Source organism: Gemmatimonadaceae bacterium (assembly GCA_036003045.1).
Taxonomy (GTDB): Bacteria; Gemmatimonadota; Gemmatimonadetes; order Gemmatimonadales; family Gemmatimonadaceae; genus JAQBQB01.
Genome location: DASYSS010000104.1, coordinates 131,423 through 153,668, shown reverse-complemented (window position 1 = coordinate 153,668; position 22,246 = coordinate 131,423). Strand labels below are relative to the sequence as shown.

18 protein-coding genes are annotated in these 22,246 nt (G+C 66.5%); 13 read left to right on the top strand and 5 right to left on the bottom strand.

Annotation, left to right across the window (positions count from 1 at the left end; genetic code table 11):
* From VGQ44_23225 to VGQ44_23215, 3 genes are all read left to right on the top strand, one after another.
* Complete coding sequence (locus tag VGQ44_23225) at positions 1-3,864, top strand: DUF4175 family protein (GenBank protein ID HEV8449754.1); 3,864 nt, start codon at positions 1-3, stop codon at positions 3,862-3,864.
* A gap of 86 nt (positions 3,865-3,950) precedes the next feature.
* On the top strand, positions 3,951-4,703 hold the full coding sequence (locus VGQ44_23220) for a zf-TFIIB domain-containing protein (protein ID HEV8449753.1): 753 nt from the start codon (positions 3,951-3,953) through the stop codon (positions 4,701-4,703).
* 14 nt (positions 4,704-4,717) lie between these two features.
* Positions 4,718-5,773 (top strand): SPFH domain-containing protein, encoded by a 1,056-nt coding sequence (locus VGQ44_23215; protein ID HEV8449752.1) that lies wholly within the window; start codon positions 4,718-4,720, stop codon positions 5,771-5,773.
* A 236-nt stretch (positions 5,774-6,009) separates the two neighbouring features.
* On the opposite strand, the gene VGQ44_23210 is transcribed toward VGQ44_23215, so the two are convergent.
* The gene (locus tag VGQ44_23210) at positions 6,010-6,960 is read right to left on the bottom strand and encodes a threonine/serine dehydratase (protein HEV8449751.1); all 951 of its coding nucleotides are present in this window, start codon (positions 6,958-6,960) and stop codon (positions 6,010-6,012) included.
* Complete coding sequence (locus VGQ44_23205; GenBank protein ID HEV8449750.1) at positions 6,947-7,948, bottom strand: ornithine cyclodeaminase family protein; 1,002 nt, start codon at positions 7,946-7,948, stop codon at positions 6,947-6,949. Before VGQ44_23205 ends, VGQ44_23210 begins: the two co-directional genes overlap by 14 nt.
* Before the next feature lie 100 nt (positions 7,949-8,048).
* Here VGQ44_23205 and VGQ44_23200 point away from each other — a divergent pair, with 100 nt between their 5' ends.
* The gene (locus VGQ44_23200) at positions 8,049-8,327 is read left to right on the top strand and encodes a CsbD family protein (protein ID HEV8449749.1); all 279 of its coding nucleotides are present in this window, start codon (positions 8,049-8,051) and stop codon (positions 8,325-8,327) included.
* A 64-nt stretch (positions 8,328-8,391) separates the two neighbouring features.
* Here VGQ44_23200 and VGQ44_23195 read toward each other — a convergent pair whose 3' ends face one another.
* Both VGQ44_23195 and VGQ44_23190 read right to left on the bottom strand, forming a co-directional pair.
* Complete coding sequence (locus VGQ44_23195) at positions 8,392-11,040, bottom strand: ABC transporter permease (protein HEV8449748.1); 2,649 nt, start codon at positions 11,038-11,040, stop codon at positions 8,392-8,394.
* Positions 11,033-11,377, bottom strand: a complete 345-nt coding sequence (locus VGQ44_23190) for a PadR family transcriptional regulator (protein HEV8449747.1) — start codon at positions 11,375-11,377, stop codon at positions 11,033-11,035. Before VGQ44_23190 ends, VGQ44_23195 begins: the two co-directional genes overlap by 8 nt.
* A 153-nt stretch (positions 11,378-11,530) precedes the next feature.
* On the opposite strand from VGQ44_23190, the gene VGQ44_23185 reads away from it, so the two are divergent.
* Both VGQ44_23185 and VGQ44_23180 read left to right on the top strand, forming a co-directional pair.
* Entirely contained in the window at positions 11,531-11,860 is a 330-nt protein-coding gene (locus VGQ44_23185; GenBank protein HEV8449746.1) for a PadR family transcriptional regulator, read from the top strand.
* Positions 11,857-14,502: an ABC transporter permease gene (locus VGQ44_23180; GenBank protein ID HEV8449745.1), complete on the top strand. Its 2,646-nt coding sequence runs from the start codon at positions 11,857-11,859 to the stop codon at positions 14,500-14,502. Before VGQ44_23185 ends, VGQ44_23180 begins: the two co-directional genes overlap by 4 nt.
* Before the next feature lie 49 nt (positions 14,503-14,551).
* Here VGQ44_23180 and pruA read toward each other — a convergent pair whose 3' ends face one another.
* Positions 14,552-16,276 (bottom strand): L-glutamate gamma-semialdehyde dehydrogenase, encoded by a 1,725-nt coding sequence (gene pruA / locus VGQ44_23175; protein ID HEV8449744.1) that lies wholly within the window; start codon positions 16,274-16,276, stop codon positions 14,552-14,554.
* A gap of 73 nt (positions 16,277-16,349) precedes the next feature.
* Between pruA and VGQ44_23170 the strand changes: the two genes are divergently transcribed.
* The 7 genes from VGQ44_23170 to lepB all read left to right on the top strand — a co-directional run bounded on the left by VGQ44_23170 (position 16,350) and on the right by lepB (position 22,244).
* The gene (locus VGQ44_23170) at positions 16,350-17,150 is read left to right on the top strand and encodes a hypothetical protein (GenBank protein ID HEV8449743.1); all 801 of its coding nucleotides are present in this window, start codon (positions 16,350-16,352) and stop codon (positions 17,148-17,150) included.
* Positions 17,147-18,037, top strand: coding sequence for a deoxyribonuclease IV (locus VGQ44_23165; protein HEV8449742.1), 891 nt, complete (start codon positions 17,147-17,149; stop codon positions 18,035-18,037). Before VGQ44_23170 ends, VGQ44_23165 begins: the two co-directional genes overlap by 4 nt.
* Before the next feature lie 155 nt (positions 18,038-18,192).
* A complete protein-coding gene (locus VGQ44_23160; protein ID HEV8449741.1) occupies positions 18,193-18,483 on the top strand; it encodes an autorepressor SdpR family transcription factor in 291 nt (96 codons plus the stop codon).
* Positions 18,476-19,111 carry an SdpI family protein gene (locus tag VGQ44_23155; protein ID HEV8449740.1) on the top strand — a complete coding sequence of 212 codons (636 nt, stop codon included), beginning with the start codon at positions 18,476-18,478 and terminating at the stop codon, positions 19,109-19,111. The genes VGQ44_23160 and VGQ44_23155 overlap by 8 nt, the downstream gene beginning before the upstream one ends.
* Positions 19,108-20,706, top strand: coding sequence for an alpha/beta fold hydrolase (locus VGQ44_23150; protein HEV8449739.1), 1,599 nt, complete (start codon positions 19,108-19,110; stop codon positions 20,704-20,706). Before VGQ44_23155 ends, VGQ44_23150 begins: the two co-directional genes overlap by 4 nt.
* A 169-nt stretch (positions 20,707-20,875) precedes the next feature.
* The gene (locus VGQ44_23145) at positions 20,876-21,217 is read left to right on the top strand and encodes an SWIB/MDM2 domain-containing protein (GenBank protein ID HEV8449738.1); all 342 of its coding nucleotides are present in this window, start codon (positions 20,876-20,878) and stop codon (positions 21,215-21,217) included.
* A gap of 142 nt (positions 21,218-21,359) precedes the next feature.
* Complete coding sequence (gene lepB / locus VGQ44_23140) at positions 21,360-22,244, top strand: signal peptidase I (protein ID HEV8449737.1); 885 nt, start codon at positions 21,360-21,362, stop codon at positions 22,242-22,244.
* The last annotated feature ends 2 nt before the right edge of the window (positions 22,245-22,246 follow it).

The window sequence follows — 22,246 nt, the reverse complement described above, 5'->3', positions numbered from 1 at the left end:
ATGGAAAGCGTTCACGGTTCGAGTCGCGAGCAGTCGCAGCTTCTCGGCGTCGTACGCGACGTACGCACGCGCTACCGCCTCAAGCTCGCCCTGCGCGGCGCGGCGATCACGATTGCCGCCGGCTGGGCGCTGATTGCGCTCGGCGGCGTGGTGATGAACGCGTTCCACTATGCCGACGCGGTCGTGATGGCCGTGCGAATCGTCGCCATCGCGTCGATCCTCGGATTGGCCGCGTGGTTCGTCATTCGGCCGCTCCTCCCTAAGCTGCACGACGAGCAGGTCGCGCTCTACCTCGAGGAGAACGAGCGATCGCTCAACGCGAGTGTGATCACCGCCGTCGAGATGCGGAACGGCGCGCGCGCCGCGGCTGTACCGTCGCGGTCGCCCGCGCTGATCGACCGTTTGACGCGCACGGCGCTGGAGCGCGTGCGTCTCGCCGGGGACGGGAAGGCGATCGATGCCGGCGAACTGAAGATGAACGGCGGCATCCTCGCGGCGGTGCTCGGCGCGGCGATGCTGCTCACGATGTTCGGTCCTCCCGCCCTGAGGAACGGCCTCAAGCTGGTCGCTGTTCCCTGGCGCACGGACGTCGCCTCGGCGCTGTTCAGCATTTCAGTCGAGCCGGGGAACGCGACGGTGGCCAAGGGTGGCGACCAGATGATCTCGGCCAACCTGCGCGGCTTCCAGTCCGATCACGTCGAGCTCCTGGTACGCGCGGCCGACTCGACGACGTGGACGCGACTCCCGATGACGGCCGACTCGAGCGGCGTGTTCGCGTTCCGCCTCTTCGACATCGGCTCCAAGACGCAGTACTCGGTCGAGGCGAATGGCATTCGCTCGAACACATACACGCTCGATGTGTCGAACCTGCCGTTCGTCCGGCAGATCGACCTTCAGTACAGATACCCGGCGTACACGCAGTTGCCGCCGAACGACGTCGACAGCACCGGCGACATCGCGGCGCTCAAGGGGACGCTGGTCCGTGTGCGCGTCGCGCCAACCGTGCCGACGAGCGGAGGCCGGCTCATCGTCGAGGGCGGCGACACGCTCAAGCTCGTGCCGACCGAAGACGGGGGGGGCAAGCTGATGGCGATGCTGCGCGTCAACCAGCCCGGCTTCTACAAGGTCGAGCTCCAGGGACCCGACGGGCGCATGGTCACCGGCTCGCTCAACTACACGATCGACGTGCTGCCCGACCGTCCGCCGACGGTGCAGTTCACGAAGCCCGGCCGCGACTCGAAGGTGCTCTCGGTCGACGAGGTCTACACCGAAGTTCGCGCTGAAGACGACTACGGCGTCGCGAAGGTCGATCTGCACTTCTCGGTGAACGGCGGACCCGACCAGACGATGTCGCTGCACGACGGCACGAAGGCGATCAAGGACATATCCGCCGGCTACACGTTCATGCTCGAGGGGCTCAAGCTCGAGCCGGGCGACGTGGTCTCGTATTACGCGCACGCCACGGACAACAACGCGGTGACCGGCGCGCAGGGCGCGTCGACCGACATCTACTTCTTGCAGGTTCGCCCCTATGAGAACGACTACCGCCAGCAGCAGGGCGGCGGTGGTGGCGGCGGCGGTGGCGGGCAACAGAACGACGCGAACCAACTCTCGCAGACGCAGCGCGAGATCATCGCGGCGACGTTCAAGAGCTCGCGCGACAGCGCGCAGACGGACAAGAAAGCGTTCGACGAAAACCTCGCCACGATCCGGCTGTCGCAGCAGCGACTGCGCGAGCAGACCAGCCAGCTGGCGAGCCGGCTCGTCGAGCGCGGCATCGCGCAGGGCGACAGCGCGTGGAACAAGATCGCGCAGATCTTGCCCAAGGCGGCGGCCGAGATGGACACGGCCGAAAAGAATCTGACCAAGGGATCGCCGACGTCCGCGTTGCCACCGGAACAGAAGGCGCTCGCGCAGCTCCAGCGCGCCGAGGCGGTGTTCCGTGAGATCCAGGTCTCTATGGGAGGCGGCGGCGGAGGTGGGGGTGGGGGCGGAAATCGTACCGACGCGCAGGACCTCGCCGACATCTTCGAGTTGCAGAAGGACAAGCTGCGCAACCAGTACGAGACTGTGCAGCGCGGCCAGCAGCAGCAACAACAGCAGACCGACAACCAGGTCGACGAGACGGCGGAGAAGCTGCGCCAACTCGCCGCACGCCAACAGCAGGAGAACGAGCGCGCGCGCGCCAAGGCCGACAGCCTGTCGCGCATGGGGCAGTCGGGTGCGTCCGGCGGTCAGAGCCAGCGCGATCTCGCGCAGCAGACCGAAGATCAGGCCCGCACGCTCGAGCGCCTCGCGCGCGAACAGCAGAATCAATCGCTCGCCGACGCCGCGCGCCGTCTGCAGGACGCCGCTGACGCGATGCGTCGCGCCGCCGCGAACGGCAGCAAGGGATCCGGTGACGCGGCCCAGGCAGACAAGGCCCTGAGCGACGCTCGCCGCCTACTCGACCAGGAACGCAACGGTCGAGGGACGCGCGACCTGAACGACGCGGTCAAACGGGCGCAACAGCTCGCCGATCAAGAAAAGAAAGTGCAGTCCGACGAGCAGAAGCTCACACAGGCACAGTCAGGGGCTGGTGGCTCCGGCTCGCAGCAGACGAAAGACCTGCAGCAGTCGATCGCCGATCAGAAGGCGTCGATGGCGGAGGGCGTGAAGGACCTCAAATCTCAGCTCGACCGTATGTCCAACGACAGCCGCCGCGACCAGAAAGATCTGTCCCGCGTGCTTGGCGGCGCCGCGGACACGCTGCGTGGACGCAAAACCGAAGAGAAGCTCCGCTATTCGAGCGGCGCGGCGCGGACGGCACCGGCCGAGTGGCTCAATTCGACGGAGCCGCAGATCGCGTCGGACATCGCCGATCTCGGTCAGCGAATGCAGCAGGCGCAGACCGCCGCGCAGAACGGCAATGGCCAGCGTCAGCAAGCGCAGGCCGCGGACAAGACGCGTGATCTGGTGCGCGGGCTCGAGTCGATGGACGAGCGCATGCGCCAACGCGCGGAACAGAATGGCGCGACCGGCCAGGGCGCCGATCAAGGCCGTCGTCTACAACAAGGTGGTCAGTCGGGTCAGCAAGGCCAGGGGCAATCGCAACAGGACCAGCGCGGCCAGGGTCAGCAAGGACAGCAGGGGCAGGGCCAGGCCCAGGGCCAGCAAGGCCAGCGTGGTCAGAGCCAAGGGCAACAAGGGCAACAAGGCCAAGGACAGGCGCAAGGTTCACCGGGCCAACAGGGCCAAGGCCAAGCGCAGGGTTCGCAGGGACAGCAGGGCCAGCAAGGCAAGGGGCAACAAGGCCAGCAGGGCCAAGGCCAGCAGGGCCAAGGCCAGGGCCAGGGCCAACAGGGACAGCAAGGGCAGGGTGGAAACGGCCAAGGTCAGAACGGTCGGCAGCAGCAGGCCAACGGCGGTGGGATTCCCGGTGGTCGTCCCGGCTCGCAGCAGCAGAACGGCATGGGCGGCCCGTTGAATCCGAACGGCGTGCCGGGCGGCGGAATTCCGAACGGACGGCTTTCGCCCGACGACGCGCAGCAGTTCAGCCGCGAAGCGCAGCAGCGTCTCGCCGACGCGCAGGCGCTCCGCACCGAGCTGCAGCGGCAAGGGCTGGCCACGAAGCAGCTCGATCAGGCGATCGACAATCTGAAGCAGCTCACCAACACGCGGGCGCTCGAGGATCCGCGCATCTCGTCGGACCTGCGCGCGAAGACCATCGAAGGCTTCAAAGATTTCGAATTCGGCCTTCGTCGGAAGCTCGGTGAATCCGACTCGACACGCGTTCTGCTGGAGCGGTCTGGCGACGTCCCGCCGGCGTACAAACAGAACGTCGAGGAGTACTACCGCTCGATCGGTAAGGGCAAGAAGCCGTAGCGGTTGCCGGTCATCCGGCGTGGTCGTCTTCGTCCGGAGGTGGCGCCTCGCAGCGCCTCCTCCGACGACCGATCCACGCTCCCACGATGGCCTCCGCTTCTTCGCTGCTCAACTGCCCCAACTGCGGCGCCGCCGCCGCGACTGACGCGACCCGCTGCGACTACTGCGGCTCGCGGCTCGCCGTGGTCGCGTGTCCGTCGTGCTTCGGCTCGATGTTCGTCGGCGCGCAGTTCTGTCCGCACTGCGGCACGAAGATCGAGGCGCCGGAGTCGGTCGACGGCAAGACGCTCAAATGCCCCGGCTGTAGCGGCGAGATGCATCCCGTGCGGCTCGGCGCCACGCCGCTCCACCAATGCGACCAGTGCGGCAGCGCGTGGCTCGCGCCGAATGACTTCGCGGCGCTCTGCAGCAATCGCGAGGAGCGCGGCACCGTCATGACCTCGCTCGGCGCCGGCGGTATGGCCGCACAGGCGCCGAACCAAGGCCGGGTGCGCTATGTCCACTGCGCGGTCTGCGACAAGGTCATGAACCGAGTGAATTTCGGAAAGATGTCGGGAATCATCGTCGACGTCTGCAAGAACCACGGGGTGTGGTTCGAGCGCGACGAGCTGCGCGGCGTCTTGCAGTTCGTGGCCAACGGCGGGCTCGATCGCATGCGCGCCACCGAGGCCGAGCGAAAGGCGTCGCAGGCTTCGGCGATCGGCCTCGATCCGAACATCGTTGTCACGAGAACGTTCACATCGACCGTCTCGTTTCCCACCACCGGCGGCTCGAGCGCGCACTCCATCGATCTGGGGTCGGCGACACTGGATTTCATTCTCAAGACTCTCTTCTCGTAACGAGATCTCCCCCTATGACGCTGCGCGAATTCATCTCCGGCGAACTGATCGACGTCATCGAGTGGATCGACGACACCGACGACACGATGGCGTGGCGTTTCTCGCGCCCGAACAACGAGATCAAGAACGGCGCGCAGCTCATCGTGCGGCAGTCGCAGGTCGCGATCCTCGTCGACCAAGGCCACATCGCCGACATGTTCATGCCCGGGCGCCACGAGCTCTCCACGGAAAACGTGCCCGTGTTGTCGCGTCTGCAGGGCTGGAAGTACGGATTTCACAGCCCGTTCAAGGCCGACGTCATCTACCTCAACACGCGCCAGTTCATCGGGCAGAAGTGGGGCACGTCGAATCCCGTGATCGTGCGCGATGCCGAGCTCGGACCGGTGCGCCTCCGCGCGTTCGGCACGTACGCCGTCCGCGTCACCGAGGCGGAGCGGTTCGTCCAAGAGCTCGTCGGGACGAACGCCACCTTCCACGTCGATCAGACCACGGAACAGCTCCGCGATCTCGTCGTCGCGAAGGTGAGCGTCGTGCTCGCGGGCGGCAGCGTGTCAGTCTACGAGCTCTCGTCCAAGTACGGCGAGATCGGCGCGCGCGTGCAGGAGCAAGTGGCGCCACAGTTCCAACAGTACGGCCTGGCGATAACGCAGCTCGTCATCGAGAACGTGTCGCTGCCGCCCGAAGTCGAAGCGACGCTCGATCAAAAGACGCGCATGAACATGCTCGGCGATCTCGACCGATACACGCGTCTCCAGAGCGCCGACGCGATCCGCGACGCGGCCCGCAATCCCAACGGCGCCGCCGGCGCGGGCATGGCGATCGGCGTTGGCGCAGTCGTCGGCCAACAGGTCGCCGCCGCCAACACACGGTCCGTATCGGAGCCGCCGCCGCTTCCCTCCGTTGTTTGGTACTACGCCGTCGGCAACGAGCGCCGCGGTCCGGTCGACGAGGCCGGGCTCAAGGCGTCGGGCGCGATCACGGCAGCGACCCTGGTCTGGAAAACCGGAATGCCAAACTGGGCGGCCGCGAGCAGCGTGCCCGAGCTGGCGAGCGTGCTACCAAAGCCCTAGTCGAGCCACTAGGTCCGGGACCGAAAAAGGGAACAACGGTTCCGCAGACTTGAACAGCGACCACGCAGACGGACAACCAACACCGTTCTCAGTCTGCGGGATTTTCAAAGTCTGCGTCATCTACGTTGAGTTTTTCCGTGTGATTACGATGGCGGCGTGGCCGTTGGTGCGTTGCGTTCGGTCTACGGGTCTCCCGGTCTCCCGGTCTACCGGTCTACCGGTCCACCGGTCCACCGTCATCCGGTTAGTATCTCGACGAGCGTTTGCGTATCGATGTTCCCGCCGGATACGACACACACGATTGTTCGAGAACCTGCGCGTCCTGCGAGAGCCGCGGCAACCGGCACCGCGCCCGCGCCTTCGGCGATGACGCGCGCGCGTTCGGCCATCAAACGAATCGCCGCTTTTGTCTCGGCCAGCGTTGCAACGAGTGCCCCGCTCACCAAGTCCGAGACGATCGGCCACATCTCCTCGAGCACGCCGCGCCCGCCGATGCCGTCCACGAAGCTCGGCGTTCGCTCGACGACGACGGGATGGCCGGCGGTGAGTGCGGCCGTCAGCGGTGTTGAGGTCTCGATTTCACATCCGTACACGCGGGCGTTCGGCTGCAGCGCCCGCACCGCGGTCGCGATTCCCGAGACGAGTCCGCCGCCGCCGAATGGCACGAGCACCGTATCGACGTCGGGTAAATCCTCGACGATCTCGAGACCAATCGTACCGTTGCCCGCCATCACGTCGCGGTCGGCGACAGGATGAATGAATCGCCCCGCCATTCCCGCGCGCCCGTGGTCGCGCAGCGTCTGCCACCAGTCGTCGTAGGGCAGTGGAACGATCGTAGCGCCAAGCCGCTTCACGGCATTCACCTTTGTCGACGGTGCGCTGTCGGGCATCACGACTGTGCACGGAACGCCGAGGTCGCGTGCGCCCCACGCGACGCCTTGCGCCATGTTTCCCGCGCTCGCCGTGTACACGCCGTCGCCGAGAGAGCCGGGCCGCGTCGAGCGAATGGCGTTCGTCGCACCCCGGAGCTTGAACGAGCCGATCGGTTGGAGGTTCTCGAGCTTCAGGTAGATCGTCGCCGGGCCGTCCACTTCGAGGCGAATGAGCGGCGTGCGATGTACGGTCGACGCTATCCGCTTCTGTGCCGCACGGACATCGTCGAGCGTGATCGGCTCAATGTGCCTCAAGCCGTGCCCCGCCGAGCTCCACTTCCACCCCCACCCCCACACGTCGCGCCGCGTTGTACACGTACGACGCGGCCGCGAGATCTTCAATGGCCAGCCCGAGCGATTTGAAGAGCGTGATCTCGCGCTCGTCGCGCCGTCCTTCACCTCGCCCGATCGCCAGCTCGCCGATCTCGGCGACGATGTGGTCGGGCGTGATCGCGCCCTCTTCGAGCGGAACGAGCGTGTCGCCGGGCTCCTTGAGCGCCGACTCGCGCCGGTCGACGTAGAGGCGTGAACGTACGACGCACTGGGTATCGAGCTCACGCGCCGTGCGCTGCGACGCGCCAATGGCGTTGATGTGCGTACCCGGCGTGAGCCACTCACCGAAGAGCACTGGGGCGCGAGCCGACGTCGTCGTGCAAATCACGTCGGCGTCGCGCACCGCGTCGGCGCACGACGCCGAGATGGTCGTCTCGAGGCTGAACTTGGTGCGCGCGACGTCGGCGAGGCGCTCGGCGTTGGAAGGCGTGCGGCTCCAGATACGCAGCGTCTTGATTGGGCGGACGGCGCACATCGACTCGAGATGCGCGTGCGCCTGGACGCCGGCCCCGACGATCGCGAGCGTCGACGCGTTCGGCCGCGCGAGGAGCCAAGTCGCCACCGCGGAAACCGCCGCCGTGCGGATCGTCGTCACGGCCGTCGCATCGAGCAGCGCGGCGAGGCTGCCGTTGTCCGGATCGAACAGCAGCACCGCACCTTGGTGCGAGTCGTACTGCGTGCCGTGATTGCCCGGATACACCGTGATGATCTTCGCGCCCATCGTCTTCGGCGAGCCGATGTAGGCCGGCATGACCGCGAACGCGTCGTTCGTGTCGGGAATCAAAACGACGGTGCGGAGCGGAAGAATCGTCTCACCGCGCGCCAATGCGGAAAGCGTCGACACCATCAAGTCGATGCATTCTCGAATGGGGAGCAGATCAGTGACAGCCTGCTGGTCGAGGATCAACATGGGTCAGAAGAATACGGCCTCAGCGGCAGCGAGGGCACTTGCCTTGCCCATTGATATGGCCGAGGCGGCACGTCAAACGGCCTCGACAACCGGAGGAAGTATGAACGAGAAACGAGACGACCTCAAAAAAGAAGGCTTCAAGGATTCGATCGAGGGCAAAGCCGACAAGCTCAAGGGTCACGTCAAGGACGCGGCCGGCGGCCTGAGCGGCGACAAAGATCTCCAGATCAAGGGCAAGATCGACGAAATGAAGGGCAAGGTGAAGGACGCGCTCGGCCGTGCCGAGCGCAAGGTCGACGAGTCGCGTGACAAGGTCGACGAATCGAGCAATCGTTTCGCCGACAGCGATCCGGATCGCTCGCGCGAGGACGATCTCTAAGATCCCCGCGCGACTTCGCGCAAAGAGCGCCGGCGTTTGCCGGCGCTCTTTTCTTCTCGGGTGGCTATTCCTCGCGCAACGTGGTCAGCGGATCGACGCCTGTCGCCCGCATCGCCGGACCAAATGTCGCAAGCAGCGCCACCACGGCCAGCAACGCGGCTGCACCCGCGAAGACCAGCGGATCTCTCGGGCTCACCGCGTACAGCATCGAAGCGACGAATCTCGACAACACGAACGCCGCGATGAGACCGATCAACGCTCCCACGCCCGCCAGCGCGACTCCCTGCCTCACCACCAATCGGATCACGTCACCCCGCTGCGCGCCGAGCGCGACGCGCACGCCAATCTCTCGGCGGCGTTGCTCGACGCCATACGAGAGCACCGCGAAAACTCCGACGGCGGCGAGGACGACGGCGAGCGAACCGAAGAGCGCCAGCAGCATCGTGTTCGTGCGCCGCGGCGCCACGGTCGTCTCGATGACGTCATTCATCGTGGCCATCGAGTATAGCGGCTCCATCGGATCGGTGGCGTGAACCGCCTCGCGCAGCGCCGCCAGCATCGCCGGCGGCTGGCCGGAGCCCTTCGCCACGATCGATGCGTACGCCTGGGGTTGCTCCGACATCGGCAGATACAGCTGACCGTCCGGCGTCTCGTCGAGTCGGCGGGTGCGTATGTCGCCGACGACTCCGATGACTGTGCGTCGCTCCTCGCCCAACAACAGTTGGCGTCCGACGGCTTCACGATCCGGCCACAACGCGTGCGCCAACGACTGATTGATGACGGCGGCGCGATGCGCGGTGTCCGACAACGCCGGAAGATCTTGCCCGCGCAACGGCACGCCCATCGTTGCGAAGTAGCCCGGCGTCGCCATGAGGTACAGTCCGAGCCCCATCCTCGTCGTGTCTTCCGGGGCGTCCGCCGGCGCGACGCGAAGACCGATGTTTCCCACGCCCTCCATCGGCAACGCGCTTACCGCGGCCGCCGAGGAGATTCCCGGCGTGGCTCGAAGCCGCTCCAGCACGCGGGTGAAGAACACCGCCTTGGCGGCCGGATTGGGATAGCGCGTTTCCGAAAAAACGAGACGCCCCGTCACGACCCGCTCCGGCCGAAAGCCGGAATCCGTGCGAAGCAGCGCGTCGAGACTCTCCAGCATCAATCCAGCGCCGACGAGCAACATCACGGCAAGCGACACTTCAGCCACAACGAGCGCCCCTCCCCCACGCGCGCCGGCCGCCCGACGGCGCGTGCCGCCGCCGCCGGCGCCAGCCGACTTCATCGCCTCACCGAGATCGGTTCGCGACGCGCCGAGCGCGGGCGCGACGCCGAAGACCAAACTGGTCGCCAGCGCGACGAGCATCGTGAACGCCAACACGCGCCCGTCGACGCCGGGCGGCGACACGTCGGCGAGATTCGGCGGCAGCGTCGCCGATAGAATGCGCACGGCGAACCGCGCGGCAACGACGGCGATCGCCGCGCCCGTGGCGGCGAGGAGCAGGCTTTCGACTACGAGCTGTCGAGTGATGCGGAGGCGCGTCGCGCCGAGTACGACACGGATCGCCAACTCCCGCCTGCGGGCCGCCGCGCGCGACAGAAGCAGATTCATGACGTTCGCGCAGGCGATGAGAAGGAGCAGCGCCGCGCTCGCGCCGAGCACGATCAAGCTGGTCTGCCGGTCACCGACGAGCGTCGCTTGCAGCGGACGCACCAACCGCGAGACTGGATCGTCCCCCGGCTTGATGGTGCGATATCGCTTTCTGATGACGTCGGCGTGCTGCGCCGCCTGCGCGACGGTGGCGGCGGGCGCGAGACGGCTGATGAAAACGGACGGCACGAAGTTCCGAAAGGCCGACATGATGTCGAGGCCGAACGGCAGCGCGAGCGGAATCCAGACCTCGGTGCGCCCCGGAAAGCCGAAGTCCGCGGGCATGACGCCGACGATGCGATAGCCCTTACCGTTCAGCTCCAGCGTGCGGTTCACGACGTTCCGCCCGCCGAACTCTCGCTGCCACACGCCGTGCGAGATCACCACGGTCGGCGGTCCGCCCTTGGCGTATTCGTCGGGCGCCGGGGTGCGTCCCACGGCCGCCTGTTTGCCGAGCGTCGCGAAGAATCGCGACGTCACGTACGCGATTTTCACGCGCTCCGGCTCAGCGCCGCCGGCGGTGAGATTGAGGCCGCCGCTCGCGTACGCGGCGACCTCGGCGAACACCGTCGAATCCGCCGTGAAATCGTCCATCGTCGCGAAGGACTTTGGTCGCGTCGCCAAGTCGAGCGGCAGCTCCAGGCCGGCGATCGAGACCAGACGGTCCGCCGACGCAAACGGAAGCGGCTTGAGGAACGCGGTGTCGATCGCGCTGAAGATCGCCGTGTTCGCGCCGATGCCGAGCGCCAACACCAGGATCACGAACGCCGAGAAGCGCGGCTCGGCGCGCAGGCGGCGCAACGCGTAGCGAAGATCCTGTGCGAGATCCTGCAGCATGTGTTGTCTCCTCGATCGGCTCAGCTTGCGGCGGTCGTGCGCGTGCAGCCGGGTGCGCACGTCTTTCACGTCGCCGAACGCCTTGGCCGCCGCTTGCCGCGCGTCCTCGGGCGACAATCCTCGCGACACGAAGAATTCGGTCAGTCGCTCGACGTGATACGACAGTTCGTCGTCGATGTCGCCGTCGACGTCCGGTCCCCAGAATCGGAGATAACGTCGCCAGCGCTCAGACAAGGGACGGCTCCGCGCGCAGCACGAGGGTCACGGCGCGCGAGAGCTGCATCCACGCCGTCGCCTCGGTCGAGAGCTCCGCTCGCCCGGTCCGCGACAGCGCATAAACGCGCACTCGGCGGCCGGTGTCGGACAGCGTCCATTTCGACGTGACGAGCCCGCGGTCCTCGAGCCGACGCAGCGCGGGATACAGCGAGCCTTCCTCGATGGCGAGGGCTTGCTTCGTGACGTCCTCGATCCAGCGGGCAATGCTATAGCCGTGCAGATCCTGGCCAACGAGTGCCTTCAGGATCAGCAGCGTCAGCGTGCCTTGCAGCAGATCACCCTTGTCACGCGCCATCATTCGCTCCAGGCGAGACCGGCCTCAGACGATACACGTCGAGGCATAGACGCGCAATGGGTGTGGGGAGGGTGCCGCCCTCGATGCCTTGACCTTCGACAACACGCGATGCATTCTGTTGTCGAAGGTTGAGGCAACTCCAACCAACCGCTTATGACCGAACGCGCCGACCTCCTGCAGGGCACACTCGACCTGCTCATCCTCAAGAGCCTGCTGTCCGGGCCGCTGCACGGCTGGGGAGTATCCAAGCGGATCCGCGACTGGTCGAAAGACGTCCTCCAGATCAACCAAGGCTCGCTCTATCCGGCGCTCTACCGCCTCGAGGAGCGCGGACTCATCCGCGCCGAGTGGGGCACGTCTGACGAGGGGCGTCGCGCGAAGTTCTACACGCTCACGGCCGCGGGCCGCAAAGAATTCGCGGGTGAGCGCGCCGATTGGCGCCGCTTTGCGCTGGCCATCGAACAGGTCCTCGAGGCGTCATGATTCTCTGGCGAAAGCTCCGGTCGTTCGTCCAGCGCTCCGCGCGCGAGCGTGACATGGATGACGAGATGCGCTTCCACATCGAGATGGAAGCCGCCGAGTTGAGTCGCCGCGGCGTACGCGCCGACGAAGCGCGACGCGTCGCCGCCGCGACGTTCGGCGGCATCGAGCGCCACAAGGACGACGCCCGCGACGCGGTCGGACTCCGCATCTTCGACGACCTCGGCCAAGACCTCCGCTATGCCGTTCGCCAGCTGCGGGCGAGCGCCGGCTTCACCGCGGCGACGATCGTGACCCTCGGCCTCGGCGTGGGCGCGACGACGACGATATTCGCCATCGAGCGCACGGTGACGCAGACAGACGTGTCGGTGGCCAGCCCCGAAGAGTTGGTGCACGTCGCGCAGGGCACCGGTGGCGACTGCAATGCGTGCTGGCGTCTGGCGAAAGGCAACTACATGACCGTGCGTGACGAGTCCAAGACGCTCACGGGAGTCACACTCGTCGCCGATTGGAGCGCCATCCTCCGCGGTCCGGAGCACACGGAAATCATCAACGGGGCGCTCGTCACGCCGGCGATGTTCCACGTGCTCGGTCTGCCCGCGATGCTCGGCCGAACGATCACCCCGGCGGATTCGTCGGCCGACGGTCGCAGAGTCGTCGTGCTTGCCGAAAACCTGTGGCGAAATCGTTTCGGCGGAGACTCTTCGATCATCGGTTCCACGATCGTGCTCGACGCGGTTCCAAGGACGGTCGTCGGCGTCGTCGCCGACCGTTTTGCGTTTCCGCGCGGAACCGTCGTGTGGGCGCCGCGGATTCTCGGACCCGCCGACGCCGGTGATCGGTCGTGGACGAACGACAACGCCATCGCGCGTCTCCGGCCTGGCGTGACGCTCGCGCAGGCGCGAGCCGAGCTGGCGGCGATCGGAGCGCGGCTGGCGGTCGAATATCCGGCGTCGATGAAAAACTGGACGCTCGATGCGATGTCGTTCCGCGATTGGTTGTCGCCGTCGCGCGGCGAGCTCAGAGAGGACCTCCTTCTCTTCGTCGCCGTCGGAATGGTGCTGCTCATCGCGTGCATCAATCTGGCGGGCCTACTGATCGCGCGGCTCACCGTTCGCCAAAGGGAGATCGCCGTGCGCGCCGCCATGGGAGCGAGCGGTGGCCGCATCGCCCGTCAGCTGCTCACCGAGACAGTCCTCGTCACCTTGACCAGCGGGGCCGTAGGTGCGGCGGTGGCCGCGGCGGCGGTGCGCGCCGTGCGCGACTCCATGCCTTCCTTCATCGTTGAGCTCCTTCCCAACTGGCCGTCGATGCGGATGGACGTCCCATCGTTGCTCATCGCACTCGGGACGGGCGCGATCACGGGGCTCGTCATTGGTCTTTGGCCGGCTTGGCGGTTTGGACGCCCCGCTTTGGTGGACGTACTCAAGGACGGCGCCCGAAACGCGACGTCGGCCGGCGGCGCTTCGCGCATGCGACGAGCGCTGGTCGTCGCGGAAGTCGCGTTCGCGATCGTGCTCCTCGCGGCCGCGGGTCTCCTCGCGCGAACGCTTCGCAACTTGCACTCGGTCGAGCCGGGCTTTCGCCGCGATCACGTGCTCACGTTTCGAGTGACCGGACCGCCTCATGCGCCCGGCGACGCATCTCCGCCGGATTCGCTCAAGTTCGAGCGCTTGGCGCGCCTTCTCGCCGCGTTACCGCGGGTCGTACGAGCAGCGCCGGTGTACGGTGCGCCGTACACGCACGCGGCCAGCACGAACGGCTTTGGCATTCGCGGCACCGAGTCGGAACGGCCGGGACACGGCTACAGCGTGCGCATGATTCCCGCCGGCGCCGACTATTTCTCGACGCTCGAGATTCCGATCAAGCGCGGACGCGCCTTCACCGAGGCTGATCGACCGGACGCCCAGCGAGTCGCTGTCATCGACGAGACGGTCGCCCGCCGCTTTTTTGAGCACGCGGACCCGATCGGACAGTACATCAAAATCGATTCGCTCTACTGGCAAATCGTCGGAATCGCGGGCGACACTCGGTACGGCGCGCGGAATCGCACGGTCGCGATGTATCCCGGCGAGGTCTACCGGCCAATCGCGCAGTGGCCCTGGCGACAAGCGCAGTTCGTCATCCGGACCCGCGGAAATCCGCTCGACGTCGCTCCAGCGGCCCAGCGTGTCATTCGCGATTTCGATCGCGACCTCGCCGTCACGCGCGTCGCGACGATGGAGGCAGTGATCGCGGAGGACGTTGCGCCCGACCGGCTGATCTCCGGATTGATGCTCGGATTCGCCGGCGCCGCGGTGCTAATCGCCGCGATCGGCTTGTACGGTGTGATCAGCTACGGTGTCGCCCAACGCGTCCGCGAGTTCGGGATTCGGCGCGCGCTCGGCGCCGAATCGAGCGCGCTGGTGTCGCTCGTGTTGGTGCAGGGCCTTCGCCTAGCAGGCCTTGGAGCACTGCTCGGCGTCGTGGGCGCCGTCGCCGCGACACGCGTCATGCGCTCCATCCTCTACGGTGTTTCGCCCGGCGACCCGCTCACGCTCGGCGGAGTCGTCGTCGCGATGTGCGTGATCGGCCTGGCCGCATCGTACATCCCCGCGCGCCGCGCGAGCCTCGCCGACCCGATGGTCTCGTTGCGCGAGGAGTAGGCGATCCTCCGCGTCTACCGATCCACCGGTCTACCGGTCCACCGGCCGCCTACTTGTCTGCCATGAACGGGTACGTGTAGTCGAGCGGCGGCGAGAAGGTCTCTTTGATCGCCCGCGCGCTCACCCAGCGCACGAGGTTGAGCTTCGACCCTGCCTTGTCGTTGGTGCCAGACGCGCGCGCGCCGCCGAAGGGCTGCTGTCCCACCACCGCGCCCGTCGGCTTGTCGTTCACGTAGAAGTTTCCGGCGGCGTTGCGCAGCGCCATCGACGCTTCACGCACCGCCGCGCGGTCGTTCGCGAACACGGCGCCCGTGAGCGCGTATGGCGACGTACGGTCGATGACTTCGAGCGTCTCGTTCCACTTCGCGTCGTCATAGACGTATGCCGTCACGACCGGGCCGAAGATCTCTTCGCACATCAGCCGGTATTCGGGGGACTTCGCCTGAACCAGGGTGGGCGAGATGAAGTAGCCCTCGGTGCCGTCCGTCTTGCCGCCGGCGATGATCGTCGCGTTGGCGCGCGCGTCTTCGACGTACTCGCTGATCTTCTTGAACGCCTTCTCGTCGATCACCGCGCCGACGAAGTTGCGGAAGTCGGTGATGTCGCCCATCCGCATGTCGTCCATCATCGCGACGACGCGGTCGCGCACGTCCTTCCACATCGAGCGCGGAACGTAGACTCGGCTCGCCGCCGAGCACTTCTGGCCCTGGAACTCGAACGCGCCGCGCGCGATGGCGACGGCGAGCGCCTGCGGGTCGGCCGACGGATGGGCGAGAATGAAATCCTTGCCGCCGGTCTCGCCGACGATGCGCGGATAAGTCGCGTACTGCGACATGTTCGCGCCGATCGTCCGCCACATGCTGTTGAACACGGCGGTGCTGCCCGTGAAGTGCACGCCGGCCAGGTCCCGGTGGCCCAGCAGCGCGTTCGAGATTTCAGCTGCGTCGCCCGGGACGAAGTTGATGACGCCCGGCGGCAACCCGGCGGCCTCGAGGAGACGCATGAGGTAGTACGCGGACAGCATCGCGCTCGACGCCGGCTTCCAGATGACCGTGTTGCCCATGAGCGCCGGAGCCGTGGGGAGGTTGCCGCCGATCGACGTGAAGTTGAACGGCGTCACCGCGTAGACGAACCCCTCGAGCGGACGATAGTCGAGCTGGTTCCACATCGCCGGCGTCGACAGCGGTTGCTCCGTGTAGAGCTCCTGCGCATACGCCGGATTGAAGCGCCAGAAGTCGATCAGCTCACACGCCGAGTCGATCTCCGCCTGGAAAACCGTCTTCGACTGGCCGAGCATCGTCGACGCGTTGGCGGTCTGCCGCCACGTCGTCGCCAGAAGCTCCGCGGCGCGCAGGAACACGGCGGCCCGGTCTTCCCATGCCCAGTTCGCCCACTCGCGGCGGGCGTGACGCGCGGCGTCGATCGCCGCGCGGACGTTCGACGCCGACGCCTTGTGGTAGTCGGCCAGCACGTGGCGGTGATTGTGCGGCATCACCGACGTCGCCGTCTCACCCGTGCGAAACTCCTTCCCGCCGATGATGATCGGGATCTCGATCCGCTCGCTCGCCATTTCGGTGAGCCGGTTCTTGATCGCCGCGCGCTCGGGGGTTCCGGGCGCGTAGGTCTTCACCGGCTCGTTCACTGGAGCGGGAACGCGCCGTGTTCCGTTGAACCCCGCAACGGCTGGGGAGTGCGGATGTACCGTCTCGACGGCCTGCGAGGATTCGGCGGCGGCGCGGACGGCGGGGGTTGGAGCGGCAGTCGTTGACGACATTGTGGCCAGGGAAGGAATGCCAAAAAGTTAGCGCCCTTCTGCGCCTTCCGCGTCGGCGCTAACGTCCCGTCACATGCGCGTCCATCACGTTGTCCGATTCTTCTCCGCTGCCGCGCTCGCCGGCGCGGTCGTGGCGTGCGACCAGGCGCCGATCGAGTGGAAAGACCCCGCCGAGCTGGCGCGGACCGATACACTCGGGCGTCTCACGGTCGATTCGAACGGCCACGCGAGCGTCGTCGCCGCGGCGAGTCCGCCGGCGGCCATCTCCGCGAGCAACGTCGTGGTGTGCCCGGGTTCGGTACGAAGCGTGAGGGGGACAGTGCACGTTTTCGCGGCATGGTGGGGCATGCGAGCCGACAGCGCCGCGACGCTGTTCGTGTCGAGCGCAACACCGACCGGGAATTGGGCGGAGGCAAAGCGTCTTGCCGTGGACACCACCGACATGAGCAAAGCCGGCTGCGACCGTCCGGCTCCCTCGGTGACGACCGTCGGCGACGACGTGTTCGTCGCCTACTCGCTGCACGCCCCGGAGGGCCGGGGCGTGTTCTTCGCGCACACGATGGGAGGCATGGTGCACGAGCCGGTACCGGTCGTCTACGGCGAGCGTGTCGTGACGACGGCGATCGCGGCGCAGGATCAACGCGTCGTCGTCGCGTACGAAGAAGCGAACGGGACGCGGCGCCGGATCAACGTCGCGATCTCGGAGGATCAGGGGCACACGTTCGGCTGGCACGTTCCCGCATCGCGCGACGTGGACATCGGCCGCGATCCGGACGTCGCTCTTGCGGGCGATCACGTGGCCGTCTCATGGATGGCGGCGGGCGGCGCCGATTCCGCGAATTCCCGCGTGGTGCGCGTGGGACGACTCAAATGACGCACCTCTTCGGCGCGCACACGAGCAACAACGGCGGCCTCCACATGGCGATTCGGCGCGCGGGGGCCGGTCGCATGCGGGCGATGCAACTCTTCACGACGCTGCCGATGTACTACGGCGACAAAGCGTCGATCAAGCCCGACCGCGTCGAGCGCGCGAAGGCGGCGTTCACCGAGACGAAGATCGACCCCGCGAACGTGATCGCGCATGCCGCGTACGTCCTGAACACGGCGACGCACGAGGAGGAGAAGTACGCGCGCGCCAAGGCCGGTCTCGCCAAAGAGCTCGAGCGCTCTACCGCGCTCGGCCTTGGCGTAGTGTGCTTCCATCCCGGCGCCGCGCTCGACGACGATCGTGAGGTCGCGGCCGAGCGCGTGGCCGGAGCGATCGTGCACGCGCTGCAAACCGTACCGACGAGCAGGACGCGAGTGCTCGTCGAGAACACCGCCGGCGCCGGTCGCACGTTCGCCAAGACGGCCGCCGAGGTGGCGGCGATCCTTCGCCACGTTCCCAAGGAGCTGCGCGCTCGCACGGGCTACGGTCTCGACACGTGCCACCTGCTCGCGTCTGGCTACGAGATCACGGCGAACGACGGCATGACGCGCGCGCTCGACGAATTCGAGCAGGCCACCGGCGAGCCGCCGGGATTCGTCCACATGAACGACAGCGCCAACCCGCTCGGATCGAACAAGGATCGCCACGCGCTGATCGGCGAAGGCCACGTCGGCGTCGAACCCTTTCGCGCGCTGCTCAAGGACAGGCGTTCGCTGGGAATCCCGCTCGTGCTGGAGACGCCGCAGGAGAACGAGGAGATCGACGGCGAAGACCCTTCGCCGGATCCGTACGACGTCCGCATGCTGGCTCTGCTCGAGTCGTTGGTCGGTTAGGGCCGCCCTGGCGCGTGAGCTTTTGGGCTCCGAGCGGGCGTCTAGGCCGGATTCGCGAGACGAACTCCGTGCGCGAGAGGGAGCCCATCGTTGAACGATGAAACCTCGCCGCAAATGCTTACGTACTTAGCTAAGTATGCAACGGATGCCTGCGGATGAATGACGCGTTCAGAGCGCTGGCCGACCCGACGCGACGGGAGATCTTGAGACTCCTGCGCGACGGACCGCGCACGTCGGGGGAGATCGCCGAGCACTTCACGACGGCGTGGCCGACCGTGTCCCGGCATCTCGCGCAGCTGCGACAGGCCAAGCTGGTGCGCTCAGAGCGTCAGGGCCAGCAGATCGTCTACGAGCTCAATACCACGGTGTTCGACGACCTGGTCGAGCACATTCTCGATTGGGTGAAGCCGCCGCGCGGCAAGCCCGGAGGCAGGCGCAATGCGTAAGTGGTACCCGGTCCTTCTCGTCGCGATCGCAACAATCGCGTCGATCGTCGTCTATCCAAGATTGCCCGACCGCGTGCCAACCCACTTCGACATTCGGGGCAATCCAAACGCCTACGGACCGCGCTGGGTCCCAACCGTGATCGTTCCGGTGATGATCCTCGCGCTCTGGGGCCTCCTGCGCGGACTGCCGAAAATCGATCCGCGCCGCGCCAATTACGCGAAGATGCAGGACACCTACGATCTCGTCGTGAATCTGATCCTCACGATGGTCACCACGCTCCATCTTCTCCTCCTCGCGGGGACGATGGGCAGCCGCGTTCCATTCATTCGGCTCATGCCGGCGGTCGTTGGCGTGTTCTTCGTCGCCATCGGCAATCTCTTGCCAAGGGCCAAGCCGAATTGGTGGTTCGGCATTCGAACGCCGTGGACGCTGAGCAACGATCGCGTTTGGGAGCGCACGCACCGTGTGGGCGGCTATGTGATGACGTTGATCGGCGTGTTGGCGATCGTCTCGTCGTTCTTCGCCGCCGAAGTCGCGTTCGTCACGTTCATCGTCGTCGCCGGAGCGATGTCGCTCGGCTTGATTGCCTACTCTTACTTCGTGTGGAAACACGAGACCGCCAAATGAGACTTCGATCCTGTCATCCGGCGACCATGCTGCCGTTGGCGCTTGCCGCCGCGGCGCATCTCCTCCCGGCGCAGCAGCCTGGCCCGGAGCGCGCGTCGTTCTATCTCCTTCTCCGCGGCGACACGATCTTCGAGGAGCGCGACAGCCGAACGCCGACGGAGCTGTCCGGCGAATTTCGCGACCGGCTGCGCAACGTTCGCGTCAGCTACGACGCGACGCTCAACAGCTCCGCGCTCGTCACGCATCTGGATTTGCGAACCTTTCGCTCGTCGCAGGGGACCGGCGATCCGGCGACTTTCACGATCGACGGCGACAGCGTGGTCGCCAAGATCGGAAACGCGGCGCCGGCAAAGATCCCGAGCATTTCCGGCGCCCTCGCCATCGTGAACCCCGCGGTCGGCTTCATCGAGCAAATCGTGATGCGCGCCCGCGCGATCGGCGGCGATCCGGCCTCGGTGATGATCTTCGTCATCGGCGCGCCCCAGCCGCTGGCCGGCACCGTGACCCGCGTGGGCGCGGATTCCGTGCGTGTGGCGTACGCCGGCGTCACGATGGATCTCGCCGTGTCGCCGACCGGCCGCGTGCTCGGCGGCGTGATTCCCGCCCAGGGCATTCGCATCGCGCGAGGAGCGGCCCTCGGCGCGATCAGCGCGGCGCCGGCGACGAACTACTCGGCGCCTCCCAATGCGCCGTACGTCGCGGAGGACGTCGTCGTCACGACGTCGACCGAGCTGCATCTCGCGGGGACGCTCACGATTCCGAAGGTTCGTCCGAGCGGGAAGGTGCCGGCGGTCATCACGATCACGGGCTCGGGGCCCGAGGACCGTGACGAGCAGTCCGGGGCGATTCCCGGATATCGCCCATTCCGGGAGCTTGCCGACACGCTCGGCCGCCGGGGCATCGCCGTGCTTCGTCTCGACGATCGAGGCGTCGGTGCGTCGGACGCGGGACCGGCCTCCGTGACGAGCGCCGATTTCGCCAACGACATTCGCACGGGGATCGCGTACCTCCGCAGCCGCCCTGAAATCGACGGCAGCCGCATCGGCATCGTGGGACACAGCGAAGGCGGGATCATCGCTCCCATGATCGCCGTCGGTGACCCGAAGCTTCGAGGGCTCGTGCTGATGGCGGGGTCGGCATCCAAGGGGCGCGAGATCGTCATGGATCAGAACCGCTACGTCATCGACAGCGTGGCGCACCTGCGCGGCCCCACTCGGGATTCGGCGCTCGCCAAGGCGGGGCGCTCGGTCGATTCGCTGGGCGCGCAGGGCGGATGGTTGGGCTTTTTCCTCGCCTACGATCCCACGACGGCGGCGCGTCAGGTCAAGACGCCGGTGCTGATTCTCCAGGGCGAAACCGACCGGCAAGTGCCGCCCGCGCAGGCGCGGTTGCTCGCCGACGCGTTTCGCGCGGGAGGGAACCGTGACGTCACCGTGCGCATGTTCCCGGCGACGAATCACCTGTTTCTCGCCGACTCCAGCGGTGCGTTCGCCGACGCGAGCGGCGCTCTGCGCTACACCAAACTGCCTTCGCTGCACGTGCGGCCAGAGGTGCTCGGAGCGATCGCCGACTGGTTGAACGATCGTCTCAAGTGACTGTTTCCCTCTGAAAAATTCGGATTCTCAGAGGGAAAACGACGCAATTCCCTATTGCGTCCTGCGCCGAGGATTATACTTTTCGCCCTCGAAGGCGGGCGATTTTCATAGGAGAATCGCCCGTTCTCACGAGGAAGATCCTCGCCCATTCCATCTACCGGGAGTGAGAATGGCTGCAAAGAAGAAGGCGAAGAAGGCCGCCAAGAAAGCCGCGAAGAGACCGGCCAAGCGCGCCGCGAAGAAGCCGGCCGCGAAGAAGCGCAAACCGAACGCCGCGTTCATGAAGCCCGTGCAGCCGGATGCGACGCTCACGGCGGTCGTTGGCGGCACCGCGATGCCCCGCACCGAAGTGACCAAGAAGCTCTGGGGCTACATCCGCAAGAACGGCCTCCAGGACTCGAAGAACCGTCGAATGATCAACGCCGACGCGAACCTCAAGGCGGTGTTTGGCGGTAAGGGCCAAGTCTCGATGTTCGAGATGACCAAGCTCGTCAGCAAACACCTGAAGTAGCCTTTCGCACGTTTCAGCCAGGGGGACGAACTCGCTCCGCGAGCTCGTCCCCCTGCTGCTTTTCCGTCACGGGAAACGACAACGACGCGCGCGGCGTACGGAGCACTAGATTCGTGAAGCCGCCACCATCGCTCGTCGCCTCATGGCAAAAAAGTCATCTTCTCCCGCTTCGAATTCCTCGTCCCGAAAGCCCGCTCAACCCGGGAAATCCAAGAACGTCGTCGCCCAGGCGCGCGGCGCGAGCGGCAAACCGTCGCGTCCCGTAGGCCAGGTGCTGTGGGAGAATCTCAAGTCGATTCTCGGCGCGGTCGTGATCTACCTGGTCATCAGAACGCTGTTCGTCGAGGCGTTCCGCATCCCGTCGGGGAGCATGATTCCGACGCTGCTCGTGGGCGATTGGCTCTTCGTGAACAAGCTCGCCTACGGTCCGACCATCCCGTTCACGAACTCGCATCTGCCGGGCTACACGAGCCCGAACCACGGCGACGTCGTCGTCTTCGTCTCGCCGTACCAGTCGGACAACGCCCCCGATTTCACGCCCACGCTCGTGAAACGGCTCATCGGCATGCCGGGCGACACGCTCCTCATGCGCGACGGTGTGTTGAGCCTGAACGGCGTTCCACAGCGGCAATCGTTCGGCTCCTCGAATTACGTCGGCGACAACAGCCAGGTGGCTGGGCCGTTGCCGGACGGACGGGGAGGTTTCGACTGGCAGCATAGCATCGAAGCAAAAGGCTCGCGCTTCGGGCCGCCGCCCGAGAAGCCCACGCTCGGCAACTGGGGCCCGCTCGTCATTCCCGCCGATCACTATTTCATGATGGGCGACAACCGGTATTGCTCGAAGGACAGCCGGTTCTGGGGCGTGGTGCCGAGAGCGAACATTCGCGGGCGGCCGCTGTTCGTGTACTACTCGTACGTGCCGGGCCCGGGCGATCCCGACCCCAACTGCGCGGGGCAGATCAGCGATCGCCCGATGCCGTTCATCACCGACATCCGCTGGTCTCGCATAGGGCACTGGGTGAAATGACC